The 12,248-nt window shown below is 56.1% G+C and carries 10 protein-coding genes, 1 tRNA gene and 4 pseudogenes; 9 read left to right on the top strand and 6 right to left on the bottom strand.

The annotated features are described in order from the left end of the window. Window positions 1–103, top strand: a pseudogene (locus tag DU506_RS06745) (IS5/IS1182 family transposase); the annotation flags it as partial. A gap of 238 nt (window positions 104–341) precedes the next feature. On the opposite strand, the pseudogene DU506_RS06750 reads toward DU506_RS06745, so the two are convergent. Further along, a pseudogene (locus tag DU506_RS06750) lies at window positions 342–761 on the bottom strand (transposase); the annotation flags it as partial. 84 nt (window positions 762–845) lie between these two features. Here DU506_RS06750 and DU506_RS06755 point away from each other — a divergent pair. The 4 genes from DU506_RS06755 to DU506_RS06770 all read left to right on the top strand — a co-directional run bounded on the left by DU506_RS06755 (window position 846) and on the right by DU506_RS06770 (window position 3,104). Then, window positions 846–1,676: an ISAs1 family transposase gene (locus tag DU506_RS06755; RefSeq protein ID WP_114486182.1), complete on the top strand. Its 831-nt coding sequence runs from the start codon at window positions 846–848 to the stop codon at window positions 1,674–1,676. A gap of 89 nt (window positions 1,677–1,765) precedes the next feature. Then, window positions 1,766–2,020, top strand: a complete 255-nt coding sequence (locus DU506_RS06760) for a type II toxin-antitoxin system HicA family toxin (protein ID WP_114486183.1) — start codon at window positions 1,766–1,768, stop codon at window positions 2,018–2,020. Beyond that, a complete protein-coding gene (locus DU506_RS06765) occupies window positions 2,017–2,352 on the top strand; it encodes a type II toxin-antitoxin system HicB family antitoxin (protein ID WP_114486184.1) in 336 nt (111 codons plus the stop codon). Before DU506_RS06760 ends, DU506_RS06765 begins: the two co-directional genes overlap by 4 nt. A gap of 299 nt (window positions 2,353–2,651) precedes the next feature. Then, window positions 2,652–3,104, top strand: coding sequence for a hypothetical protein (locus tag DU506_RS06770; RefSeq protein ID WP_114486185.1), 453 nt, complete (start codon window positions 2,652–2,654; stop codon window positions 3,102–3,104). Window positions 3,105–3,713: 609 nt separating this feature from the next. Here DU506_RS06770 and nfsA read toward each other — a convergent pair. From nfsA to tnpA, 4 genes and pseudogenes are all read right to left on the bottom strand, one after another. After that, the gene (gene nfsA / locus DU506_RS06775) at window positions 3,714–4,445 is read right to left on the bottom strand and encodes an oxygen-insensitive NADPH nitroreductase (protein WP_114486186.1); all 732 of its coding nucleotides are present in this window, start codon (window positions 4,443–4,445) and stop codon (window positions 3,714–3,716) included. A 30-nt stretch (window positions 4,446–4,475) separates the two neighbouring features. Next, a pseudogene (locus DU506_RS22095) lies at window positions 4,476–5,077 on the bottom strand (SOS response-associated peptidase). Window positions 5,078–5,383: 306 nt separating this feature from the next. After that, window positions 5,384–5,460 (bottom strand) — tRNA-Pro (locus DU506_RS06785). A 380-nt stretch (window positions 5,461–5,840) separates the two neighbouring features. Next, entirely contained in the window at window positions 5,841–6,299 is a 459-nt protein-coding gene (tnpA, locus tag DU506_RS06790) for an IS200/IS605 family transposase (RefSeq protein WP_114486187.1), read from the bottom strand. 68 nt (window positions 6,300–6,367) lie between these two features. Here tnpA and DU506_RS06795 point away from each other — a divergent pair, with 68 nt between their 5' ends. Beyond that, window positions 6,368–7,882, top strand: a complete 1,515-nt coding sequence (locus DU506_RS06795; RefSeq protein ID WP_268877308.1) for an RNA-guided endonuclease InsQ/TnpB family protein — start codon at window positions 6,368–6,370, stop codon at window positions 7,880–7,882. Window positions 7,883–8,102: 220 nt separating this feature from the next. After that, window positions 8,103–9,526: pseudogene (locus DU506_RS06800) on the top strand (BCCT family transporter). A 45-nt stretch (window positions 9,527–9,571) separates the two neighbouring features. On the opposite strand, the gene DU506_RS06805 reads toward DU506_RS06800, so the two are convergent. Then, window positions 9,572–10,390 (bottom strand): inositol monophosphatase family protein, encoded by an 819-nt coding sequence (locus DU506_RS06805; RefSeq protein ID WP_114486189.1) that lies wholly within the window; start codon window positions 10,388–10,390, stop codon window positions 9,572–9,574. A gap of 424 nt (window positions 10,391–10,814) precedes the next feature. On the opposite strand from DU506_RS06805, the gene iscB reads away from it, so the two are divergent. Beyond that, window positions 10,815–11,732: an RNA-guided endonuclease IscB gene (gene iscB, locus DU506_RS06810; protein WP_235825465.1), complete on the top strand. Its 918-nt coding sequence runs from the start codon at window positions 10,815–10,817 to the stop codon at window positions 11,730–11,732. Window positions 11,733–11,755: 23 nt separating this feature from the next. Beyond that, complete coding sequence (locus DU506_RS22105; RefSeq protein WP_235825466.1) at window positions 11,756–12,184, top strand: hypothetical protein; 429 nt, start codon at window positions 11,756–11,758, stop codon at window positions 12,182–12,184. The last annotated feature ends 64 nt before the right edge of the window (window positions 12,185–12,248 follow it).

The following is a 12,248-nucleotide window of genomic DNA, read 5'->3' on the forward strand; positions in this document are numbered from 1 at the left end:
ATTGAAGCCGTATCGCGCGATAGCGATGCGGTATGACAAACTCAAACGAAACTACGAAAGCATGGTGGCCTTGGCCTGCGGTTTTTTATGGCTACCCATGTGAAAGGTCAACAGGCCCTAACCCGGATCTTTCATAAACGCTCCAAATAACCATCCAATACCGCAATCAGAATGCCCACCTTACCCGAACATGATAGGTGTTCTTATTAAGGGGTCCGGATTCACCTCCGGGCCCATAAATTATCCGCACGAACCGCTTAATATTTGAGCAATTCCAGTGCTCAGGCGTGCGAAAGCCTCCCGAGCCTGGGATTGTGATGGCCGTGAGCGCCGACGGCGGCTCAGCTGGTGTTTAACTTGGGCCGAGGCAGGCGATATAACCGTTTGGTGACCGTGTGTAGGAGGGCTTTGACCGGGCAGCTACTTGGCAGGTGGAGCTTGATACGGTCTTTATACTGCACTACTCGTACGGCCAGCTTGCACAGCTTGATGATGACCGTCGAGGGCTGGGCCCGGGACAGCTCAGTGCCTTGCAACAGTTCGGCGCGCAAGGCGTGATGCAGCACGTAGGCGGCGCAGGACAAAAACAGGCGCATGTGGTTAGCCGCAAAGCGGCAATCCGAGGTGCGGTCGCTGGCCAGATCGTTTTTCATCATCTTGATGAAATTCTCGTCCTGGCCCCGGGCGCAATACAGCTCGGCGTACAGCATCTCCGGGGCCGGCTCTTCCAGGGAGGTGACAACGAAGCGGGGGTTATCGCCAGGGCTATCGCAGATGGATTAGACATATTGCTTCGTGATCAATCACCCTGAGGGCATCATCATTTGCTTCATCAGAGAGATATCATGCCTATCGAGACGTCATGCTTTGATAACCTTCCTGATCCCAGAGGCAGCAATGCCCGTTATCCATTAAACGACGTCCTGTTCATTGCCCTGTGCGCCGTCATCAGCGGCGCCGAGGACTGTTCCGATATGGCGCTGTTCGCACGCTCGAAAGCTGATTTTCTCGGTCGATTTCTCTCACTGCCGCATGGAACGCCAAGTCACGATACGTTCAGCTGCGTCTTTCGGTATCTGGATCCGAAGGCTTTTCATGAGCAGTTTTTGACGTTCATGTCAGATTTTGCAGCGCAGCTGAAAGGCGTCGTCGCCGTGGATGGTAAGTCCCTTAGACGCGCTTATGACCATGTAGATGGACAATCACCGCTACATCTTGTCAATGTCAGGGCAGTGGAGCAACGCCTGGTATTGGGACAGCTTCTGGTCGATGAAAAATCCAACGAGATCCAGGCCGTCCCCGACATACTCGAGTGGTTGTCGTTAACGGATGTGACGATCACGGCCGATGCGATGCATTGCCAACGTTCGCTCTCCAAGCAGATCACAGAGGCTAACGGCCAGTACGTATTGGCCGTCAAAGGAAACCAGAAGACGCTTTTCGATGACATCCGTTTCATGATGGAGCATGAGGCGGATACAACCGTCGTTACGGATAGCGGCCACGGGCGCATCGAAACGCGTTCGGCCACCGTCGTGTCAGACCTGAACTGGCTGCAGGAAGGCCATCAGTGGCCCGGTCTGGGAGCGGTTGGGCGCATTACGCGGCGTCGAGAACTGGTCAATAAAACAACAGAAGAAACCGCGTATTACTTGCTGAGTGACGCCATATCATAGCCGCTCACAAGGAGCGTTCTTGGCAAGGATGAACAACTAGGACAAAGCATATATTCCATGCTATTTTGATACCAAAATATGGTACTAACATGAAACGCAAGCACGAACGAACACTCGCAGCGATTTTCAGCCGACCGGTCTCTGGGACCATCGCCTGGGGGGATATCGAGGCGCTGTTCAAGGCGCTGGGCGCTGAGGTCGAGGAGCGAGAAGGTTCTCGAGTCGCAGTGGTGTTGTTTGGTGAGGTGCGAGTTTTCCATCGCCCTCATCCTTCGCCCGATACGGACAAGGGGGCCGTTATGAGTGTCCGCAAGTGGTTGGACAATAATGGAGTTAAGCCATGAACAACGTGATGGTCATTGATGGCTACCGGGCCATCATTCAGTACGATCCCGAAATTGAGATGTTTCGGGGTGAATTTTCCGGCCTGAATGGTAGTGCGGACTTCTACGCGGACAGCGTAGAGGCGTTACGGGAAGAGGGAAAAACCTCGCTGCGTATCTTCCTGGAGGTATGTCAGGAAAAGGGGATCGAGCCCACCAAGGAATACTCAGGGAAGTTTCAGGTACGCTTACCGGAGGATCTGCATCGAGATGCAGTGGATGCGGCTCGGGCGCGTGGCGAGAGCCTGAACCAGTTTGTGGCTCATGCTATTCAGCATGAGCTGACAACGTAGAGCACTGCATCGTTTGCTGGCAACTCAAACATGCCCAATAGTGTTCCACTGACTGCTCTGCTAGAAGCTGTGACGCCAGTGTAGAGGAGGCTTGACCGTTCCCGTCACGCCCCCCTGAAGCTGCTACTAAACAAGGCCTATGACGTAGCTCGCTGTAGTCGTATATGTCGAACTCGACATACGAGGCTGTGGAAGACACCCGGGGACTGAGGCGTCATGAGGGTTTCAAGTCCCAAATACAACGTTAATGAAGGGTGCTTGGACCGGCGAGCGGCTTCGCTTCCTGAAAAGGAGGTTACATGAATATTCGATTTACAATTTTCACAATACTTCTTCTTTCGACAGCAGTCCCCGCGCTTGCGGCATGGCAAACACAACAATCCGACGGTGTTGCCCAGGCGAGCTACACTGGAGAGGTCTACCTACTTACGATCAGCTGCACCCGCAGCAGCCAACTGAAACTTACGCTTGAGGATATGTCCTCCAGCGGCGATCAACTCGACGGCATCCATAACCTTATGATGTGGATTACGGTCCCTGATGGTCGCACCGATCGTTGGCCGGTTAGAGTCACGCGAAACGGCCTATCACTGATAGGAACTCTCCATGTGTCGGACTTCAACCTCGGTTTCTTTCAAAATGCCCAGAGGTTTCAGCTTGATGCTCCTTCTGCAGGGGTCGACTTCCTCGAAGGCGATATGATCGGCACCGGCGCTGCACGCCTGGCCTTCAAAGAACAATGCGGCATCTGAACCTTACGAGAACCTGAAGGCTCCCGGTCTTGATGCGAATGCATGAACTGGACCATCAAGCAGTGTTCTGGCCAAGTCAGAGCGGACACGTTTCAAGCCGCAGCCGCCAGCTCGATCTCCCTCGGCACCTGCTAGTCAAAAGTCGCGTGGAGCCGGCAGCTGTTGTACTTCATCTCGATATAGTCGATCACATCCCGCTGTGCCGCCTGGCGACTATATTAGGCTCTGCTGCGTCATATCCGGAGAATATCTTGGCGGACCATACTGAAACGTCAGTTTCCGCCCATGTCATCAAGAGCGGATTTTACTGATACTGAAAGAGCCCTTCTCGACCGTTGAATGTTATAGGACAGAGCGTACCACGCGACGTAATCTTTTAGATGACCGCGGCCACTCGTCTGGATGGCTACCAAGACCGCTTAGGCGATGCCCCGCCAGGAACAAACTGTTCGGCGACAATTAGGGTGACCGGTCGGACAAGATAGTTGACGCCAGACAACAAACGTTTCCTGGCTAGGCTTAACCCATTTTGCTGACCTCATCGAAGATTTTAAGCTAAGGAATCTTCAGCTTATACGTAAATGAAATGCTCGCTGGTTGCTTCCATTGTCACTTCAATTCGAAGCCGCGCTTGACCAAAAAATTGCGCATATGAGAACGCAATTTAGTACTAAATAGCGGGGTGAGGTTTTTAGACCAAGTGCTGTCTTTATGTCCACTAGACCGAGTTTGGTAGTAAGCATGCATTGTTTCATCGAAGGCAGCCACCTGATCACGGTCGTCTTGGTAGGTATCTTCTTTGAGAATTGCCTCCACCGGCAGTCGCGGCTTAACGTCTGGTTGGTCGGCCGGATAGCCCAAGCACATGCCAAACACCGGGTAGACATGATCTGGCAGGCTAAACAGGTCACTAATCTGTTGGGGATTATTGCGGATGCCCCCGATGTAGCAGATACCCAGCCCTATAGATTCGGCGGCAATGGCCACGTTCTGGGCCATTAGAGCGGTATCCACGGTAGCCACCAGCAGCTGTTCGGTCATGCCGCGCACCACCTGGGCACCGGTATGCTCCGCAGCGTCGGTGGGCCGCTTCATATCAGCACAGAAAACAAGGAAAGCGCCGCAGGTAGACACGTAGGCCTGACCGCCAGCCAGCTCGGCGACCTTCTGACGATTCTCAGAGTTCTTTACGTGGATGACGCTATAGGCCTGAACGTGACTGGAGGTGGCTGCCCCCTGGCCAGCACGGATTAGCTCTTTCAGTAACTCCTTGGACACAGGCTGATCAGTGAACTTGCGGATGGAACGGTGGGATTTGAGCAAATCAATAACAGGATTCATGAGGCCTCATTTGATGGGAAGCTAAAGTTTTCACAGAATACCCCAGATTCCGAGCAGCCTGGAGCTTATGCCGTTGATGAAGCTGGCCATATTTTTGGCCGAGGGAGGAACCCTCTGCCGGTTTGTGACTGCGGTGCTTACCGGCCAATGCTCGATCAGCTCGGCATCGATGTGCCGCACAATATTACGGATCTTCTCGCGATCCGTCAGGTCAGGGTCGAGCCAGGCTTCAAGGCTATCGTCATCGAGGATCAGCGGCATCCGGTCGTGTATCGCTTTCGCGGGACCCCGGGCAGGCTCGGTGATGATCGCACAGCCCGGCCTCCCATCGGCGCGCTCGGCCCAGTATAGCCGCCAACCAGATAGGCTCCCGACCCTCTCGACACTCGGCAAATGAAATGCGGGCGCTTTGGCTTGGCGCTCTTGCCCCACTCGTACCATCCATCAGTGGAAACAAGGCACCGACCACGAGCGAACGCTTGCTTGTAGTAACCCGAAGTCGCCACTTTCTCGACCGTGGCATTGATCGGTTGCGGCGCCTTCTCGCCTGCCCAGTGCGGCTTGTAACCCCACCACACCTCGTCCAGCACCGGCGGCGCGTCAACGTCTTGCGTAGCACAGCTGTGATCCATGTGCCGGACGGGATGTTGTAGCGAGGCACAGGGTCGTAGCCAGCGACTGAGGCGCCAACTTTGGCAGCGAGCTTTGAAAACGTAGAGAAAAACGCAAATCGTCCACACATGCCGAAAGTATAGAAGAGAAAGCCATACATTGGAGGAAGGATGGTGAAGTATAGGCGGTGAAAGAGAAGCCGGGGTTTGTTGCTGACCGGCTCTGTTTGTTGCCGACGATTGGAACCTATTTGCTACCTAGAACGATACCCAACGAAAAACGACCACCTCGCTAGTTAGCTAAGTGGCCGTTTTTACTGATGTTTTTGGTCGGAGCGACAGGATTCGAACCTGCGACCTTTGCAACCCCATTGCAACGCGCTACCAAGCTGCGCCACGCTCCGAATGCCTTGTTTTTCAGCGCATCACTTGCGCCTCAAGACGGTGCGTATACTAGCTTTTTGAACGCCAAATGCAAAGCCCTTTTTGCGCTTTCTTTTCAGCATCTTGCCTTGACATCGAGGGGCAATGTTACCATCGGCGAGTTCGACTTAAATAAAAGGAACCCGTATGTATCGCCAGTCGGCATCAGGGCTTTTCAAAGGAATGAATGCGCGAGTCACGATGATGGCGATTGCCATGATCGCCATCACACTGGTTTATGGTGTCTTTTTTACCGAGCGTCTAGCGTTGGTTCTGGGTATGGCCCGCACATTCTTGAACCAACCCCGGCGCAATCTCGGTTGCTTTATTCGAGTCAAGCCGGCTCGGCCAGGGAAGGCCGCTATCGGCGGCGTAGCCGCCGTGATTGTTGTTCACCTTGCTCGGAGGTGGGGCGTTGCTGGTCGGTGATGTACTGCGTCACGATATCCAGCGGTGCGCCCCCGCAACTGACGGCGCAGTAGGACGGTGACCAGAACTGGCTGCCCCAGCGTTTGTCGGCGATGTCTTGTGCAAACGCCTTGCGTATCACGTAAGCACTCTTGCCTTTGAGCTTGCCGATAAAGTGAGATAGGGCTTTCTGCGGCGGGCAGATGACCAGCAGGTGGAGATGGTCGGCCTCGCCGTTAAACTCGATCAATTCGCCCTGCATTTGCTCACAGGTTTCGCGCAACACCGCGTCCAAACGGATCAGCATCGACTCGGTGAAGACATCACGCCGATATTTCGGGACAAAGACAAGGTGGTAGTGAAGTCGGTAAACGCATGACCTGCCAGTTCTCCAGGGGTACTCGTCACTCATGGCCTTGACTCATTAGGGGGATGGCGCTAGCCTGGAATCATTGTCCTGTTTATGCAACCAGGTCCCTTATGGCACAGCGCGGTTTTTCATTAAGCATTTCGGATCGCCTGTCTTCACGACAGGCGACCGCCTTTGCTCAATGGATAGGTGGCGCGAATGTGCTGCGTAATTATAAGGTGCGTGAGTATCGTGACTTGCTGGCGCAAGGCCGAGGGGCCGAGATCAACCAGGCGTACGCCCCGATCAAGCAAGACCCTGACGTTGCCTTCCTGAAAGACATCCCCGTTCAAATCCTGCGTAACGCCGCCAGCTCGGCCTATACCGATGCGGAAGCCGCCCGAAAAGGGGTTTCCAGGTTTCCCAAGGTCAAAGGCCGAAACAAGAAACGTAGCTGTATCATCACCCAGGAGTTGTTTGATCTTCAGCCTGTCGCAAACGACAAGACTCAGGTGACGATCTATGACTCGGCAACCCGGAAGCGCACAAAGCTGTTTTCTATCACGCTGCCTTATTCGTCTGCGTCACTGAGCAAGCAGTTCATCATCAGCCGTCAGGGGCGTAGCTTCTCGTTCTCCGGCTCACTGGATGATGGTCAGACCTACCCTGACAACGAGGCGCTACTCAACGACGTTGCGTACCTTGATGACGACAAGCTGCTGGGTTATATCACCGGCCTGGACGGCGGTGTTGCCCGCCCCCTTCAGGCCTGCAATGGCACGATCTTCGACTACACCCCGGAAGAAAAGCGCCAGCTTCGGCGGCATAACGACCGGATCAAGCGGCTCCAGGCAGCCCTCAGTGGCAAGAAGCGTCGCAACGGCAATAAGTCCCGGCGCTGCGAGTCGAACAATCAGCGTCATCTCGCCAACCAGATAGCCACCCTGCATGGCAAGATTCGTCGACTGCGCCGGAATTTCGCGCATCGCGTGTCGCGGAACGTCGTGGAAACGTCAGGCGAGATCATCTGTGTGGAAGACCTCAAACTCAAGGCGATGACCAGGCGGGCAAAGAAGAAAACCCAAGGCCGCCAGACTCTTAAAAATGGGGCAAGGGCCAAGTCCGGGCTTAACCGCAGCCTGAGCAATGTCGGCCTGGGGCAGATATACACACTGATCAAATACAAGGCCAATGCCCGGAACAAGGGCTTTCTCAAGATCAATCCGGCGTACACCTCGCAGGAGTGTCATGCCTGTGGCAGCCGCAACACCGCGCGGCCCACTCAAGCCGGGTTTCATTGCCTGGCGTGCGGCCTCAAGGCCAATGCGGACGAGAATGCCGCCCGCAATAGCGCCAAGCGAGGCGTCAGAGACATCAAGAGCGGAGCGTTTGCTGCTAAGGCAAAACCGCGCAAGACCATTGCAAGACGACGTAAGAAGCACCTGGAGAGTGATCTTCCCCTGGTGGGCGAACGGCCATCAGGTAAAAAATCAGAACGCCGAGAGGACGGTCTGGCCAGTTTGGCAGCCTCCCACGTCTCGATGGTCGAGACGTCTGGAATAAGCCCCGAGACCTCGGGCAGTCTTCATTTGTCTCACGCTGAGGCAGCGACGCTTTCTACAACAAAGGTCGACCCGTCAGGGTAGACTGGAAACCTCCTTGCTTTAGCTGGAGGTAGTTCATCCCTTTTCTTGAAGGTACTATGTCAGGGCTATCGCAGTTAGAAATAATCGCTTTCTAAGGTCTTGGCATCATACCTGACATCAAATACTTGGCTATAGCCTGAACAATAGATTCGAGCACCCATCTGTCAACTGCGATAGCCCTGGGTACTATGTCCTGCTGGTCGCGGTTCTGCTGTTTTTCATGATATGGCTGGGCACGGGTCGCTACAAGAACGTGCGCTTGGGCGGGGATTACGAGCAGCCCGAGTTCACTTATTTTTCATGGATTTCCATGCTGTTTGCCGCCGGCACCGGGGTAGGCATCTTGTTTTGGGCGGTAGCCCAACCCATCCTGCAGTTTCAGGGTAATCCCTTCATTGATGAAGGCATGACGCCGGATGCCGCTCGGGTGGCCATGCGGCTGAGCTATTTCCATTGGGGTTTGAATGGTTGGGCGATCTTTTCGTTCGTCGCCATCGTGCTGGCCTATTTCACTTATCGGCGACAATTGCCGTTGACGATTCGCTCAGGGTTAGAGCCGGTACTCGGCAAACGCAACCATGGCTTTCTGGGTGATCTGGTGGATCTGCTCGCGGTATTCGGCACGGTATTCGGTATCGCCACCACCCAGGGGCTGGGCGTTCAGCAAATGAATGCGGGGCTGAATGCCGTGTTTGGCTTACCCACCTCCACCACGTTACAGGTCATCATCACCGCCATCATCATGAGCGTGGCCACCCTATCGGTTGTCTCTGGGGTCAAGCGTGGGGTGCGGCTGCTTTCGGAAGCCAATTTCTGGCTAAGCATTGCGGTGGTGCTTTTTCTGCTACTTTTCGGTCCCACGCAATACCTGATCGCCATCACCATCGAATCCGCCGGTGACTACATTCAGAACCTGATGAGCATGACCTTTCATACCAACGCCACCATAGAGGATGGCTGGCAGGCGGAATGGACGGTGTTCTTCTGGGGTTGGTGGTTGGCCTAGTCGCCGTTCGTCGGCATGTTTATCGCTCGGGTGTCACGCGGACGCACCTTCCGCGAATTCGTCATGGGGGTACTGCTGGTGCCCACCATCATTACCATCATCTGGATCGGCCTGTTTGGCGGCACCGCGCTATATCATGAGCTGTTCGGTGCCGGAGGCATCATTCAGGCGGTGGATGAAGAAGTCGCCACGGCCCTGTTCGCGACCATCAACGCCATGGATATGGGAATAGTCGGCACCGGGGTTTCCGCGGCACTGGTGGTGTTGATCGCCACTTATCTGATTACCTCGGCCAATGCCGGCACTCTGGTCATTAATACGATTCTCTCGGGTGGCGACCCGGAACCCCCACCGTTCACCGGATCATCTGGGGCGCGGTGCTGGGCTTGCTCACCGCCGTGCTGTTGCTTGCCGGGGGTCTGGAGACATTGCAGTCCGCCGTCATCATGGCCGCCTTACCCTTTTCGGTTATCGTCATATTGATGATGGTGGGGCTGCTGAAAGCACTGCATCGCGAACGCTACGCAGCGCGTACCGGCGAACGTGCCGAGGCGCCGCGCGAGCCCTGGGCCGACCTGGGCGATGCGGGTACCGGCCCGACGCCGGTTTCCAGTGATGAACGCTACAAGAAAAATTGACGCTGACAGGGCTTTGCTGACGGGGCTCTGCTGACAAAGCCTCGTTCAAGCGGCTCCGTCAGCCTCGCGCAGCAATTGCTCAAGCGCCTGATGAATGTCGGGGGCGGTGACCAGAAGATGCTTGCTATAAAGGTCCGGCGGCACGTCTTTCGGGCAGGGGTAACGGTGTGAAACGGTGGCTCCCGCCTCCCGGGCGATCAACCAACCGGCGGCGGAATCCCAGGGCGAAACGCTTTCGTAATAGGCGTCCAGGCGCCCACAGGCAACATCACACAGATCCAGCGCCGCCGAGCCATTACGCCTTACGTCCTGGCAATGGTTCAGCGTTGCAGTCAGCCGCTGGATCAAGGCGGCACGTTCACTGCGACGATGCGGGAACCCCGTGGCCACCAAGGCGCGAGAAAGCTCGGAGGCCTGGCTGGCGCGGATCGGTTGCTGGTTGCAGAAAGCCCCCTGGCCGAGCATGCCGGTGAAGGTTTCTTCCAGAAACGGCGCATGCACCACACCCAGTTGGGTTTCGCCTTTCACCGCCCAGGCGATGGAGACCGCCACGTGGCGCAACCCATGGGCAAAGTTGACGGTGCCGTCTATCGGGTCCACCACCCAAAGCGCCTCGGCTTCCGCCAGCCCATCAGCTTGCGGAGACAGTTCTTCGCTCAGGATGGCGTCATCGGGAAAAGCGGCATTCAGGCGCTGTTTGATGAAGGTATCCACTTGAACATCGACATCGGTGACCAGCTCATCGCCCAATTTGTAGCGATGACCGAACCCTTGTTGTTCACGCGCGGTAACGATCATTCGCCCCGCCTCACGGGCGATAGCCACCGTTAGGTCAAGACGTTCAGCCAGGGAGAGTGCCGACATAGGGTATCCTCTTCACGGTAGAGCAAGTGGGTTTGGTCCCTGTGGGTCAGCCAACTATTATCGATCAGCCAGACAGGGCGTATTCACGTTAGCGCATTCTTGCTTGGCAACAAACTTCGATCCAGCCAGGAGATTTGTCAACTACCTCGCCCTAAAGGACGAGGCTTGTGAAAGCAAGCCCGGTTGACCAGGGAAAGCGGTAGCCAACCCGCTACGTTTGCAATAGGTCGTCAAGACCCACCGCCGAATGCTTCGCTCAGTTCGGCGCGCTGGAAGATCAGGATCATGCTGGCGAAAGGTAAAGCGCTGAAGGATCTGGTCGCTACCGCAAGGTAGGAGCCGGTTGCAGACATTCCCGAGGGGAGACAGGTTGGAAGACCTGCGTCACCAGGCCCGTAAGGGTTCTATTTAAGAAGGAGATCGCATGGCGGTGTTCGTATTGGGAAAGAACAAGCAGCCGTTGATGCCGTGTAGCGAAAAACGCGCACGGCTATTGCTGGAGCGTGGTCGGGCGGTGGTGGTGAACCTGACGCCTTTTGTGATCCGCCTGCGTGATCGCTGCCTGAGTGACTGCACCTTGCAGCCGACGTTGCTGGGCATTGATCCGGGCAGCAAGGAAACCGGCCTGGCGCTGATGCGGCTGGAAGACAACGCGACGGACGAGCAAGCCCCGGCAACCCGCCATGTGCTTTGCCTGTTTCAGTTGGTGCATCGGGGCTTCCAGATTCGTCAGGCGCTGGCGCAGCGGCGAGGCTTTCGCAGCCGTCGTCGCAGCAAGAATCTGCGTTATCGTCAGTCGCGTTTTGATAACCGCACGCGCAAGAAGGGCTGGCTACCACCCAGCCTGCAACATCGAGTCGATACGACCATGGCCTGGGTGAACAAGCTGTGCCGTTGGGCACCCGTGACTCACCTGAACATGGAGCTGGTGCGCTTCGATTTACAAAAGATGGAAAACCCGGAGATTTCCGGCATTGAGTATCAACAAGGCACGCTCCTGGGCTATGAGGTGCGTGAATACCTGCTCGAAAAATGGGGGCGTGAGTGTGCCTATTGCGGCCCCGGTGATACACCGCTGGAGATCGAGCATGTGGTAGCGAAATCTCGGAACGGCTCTAGCCGGGTGGCCAACCTGACCATCGCCTGTCACGACTGCAACCAGGCCAAGGACAGCCAGTGGCTTGCTGATTTCTTTGCCACCAACAAGGGACTCAAGAAACGCCTCAAAGCCAATGGCTTGTCGGCAGACGTCCGTCTTGAGCGCGTCCAGCGCCAGCTCAAATTACCGCTGCGGGATGCCGCTGCCGTCAACGCCACCCGCTGGGCGCTGTATGTTCCCTGAAAACCACCGGCCTGCCGGTCGCCGTGGGCAGTGGTGGTCGCACCAAGTACAACCGACAGCGGCTGGGTATTCCCAAGACTCATGCCCTGGATGCGGCCTGCGTCGGCAAGTTCGACACCCTGAAAGGCTGGCGGGTACCCACCCAGGTCATCAAGGCCATGGGGCGCGGCAGTTATCAGCGCACCCGGCTCGACAAGTTCGGCTTTCCGCGTGGCTACCTGATGCGCCAAAAGCAAGTGAAGGGCTTTCAGACCGGCGATAGGGTCAGGGCGATTGTCCCGGCCGGCAAGAAGACCGGCAGCCACACGGGGCGCGTGGCGATTCGCAAGACTGGCAGTTTCAATATTCAGACAGAACAAGGCGCGGTCCAGGGGATTTCCTGGCGCCACTGCACCCTGCTGCAACGCGGTGATGGCTACGGCTACCACCTACTACCCACCATTCAACACTAAAGGAGGCGCGGACAGGGAACCCCGAGTCGTGCTGCGCACGACGCGCTATCCCTCCCGGCGCTAA

The sequence above is a fragment of the Vreelandella rituensis genome, from assembly GCF_003336665.1.
GTDB classification, from domain to species: Bacteria; Pseudomonadota; Gammaproteobacteria; order Pseudomonadales; family Halomonadaceae; genus Vreelandella; species Vreelandella rituensis.

Bases quoted from the DNA above. Each gene is read 5' to 3' on its own strand.
- DU506_RS06755 (WP_114486182.1), top strand. From the start codon at position 846: ATGCCTATCGAGACGTCATGCTTTGATAACCTTCCTGATCCCAGAGGC.
- DU506_RS06760 (WP_114486183.1), top strand. From the start codon at position 1,766: ATGAAACGCAAGCACGAACGAACACTCGCAGCGATTTTCAGCCGACCG.
- DU506_RS06765 (WP_114486184.1), top strand. From the start codon at position 2,017: ATGAACAACGTGATGGTCATTGATGGCTACCGGGCCATCATTCAGTAC.
- DU506_RS06770 (WP_114486185.1), top strand. From the start codon at position 2,652: ATGAATATTCGATTTACAATTTTCACAATACTTCTTCTTTCGACAGCA.
- nfsA (WP_114486186.1), bottom strand. From the start codon at position 4,445: ATGAATCCTGTTATTGATTTGCTCAAATCCCACCGTTCCATCCGCAAG.
- tnpA (WP_114486187.1), bottom strand. From the start codon at position 6,299: ATGAGTGACGAGTACCCCTGGAGAACTGGCAGGTCATGCGTTTACCGA.
- DU506_RS06795 (WP_268877308.1), top strand. From the start codon at position 6,368: ATGGCACAGCGCGGTTTTTCATTAAGCATTTCGGATCGCCTGTCTTCA.
- DU506_RS06805 (WP_114486189.1), bottom strand. From the start codon at position 10,390: ATGTCGGCACTCTCCCTGGCTGAACGTCTTGACCTAACGGTGGCTATC.
- iscB (WP_235825465.1), top strand. From the start codon at position 10,815: ATGGCGGTGTTCGTATTGGGAAAGAACAAGCAGCCGTTGATGCCGTGT.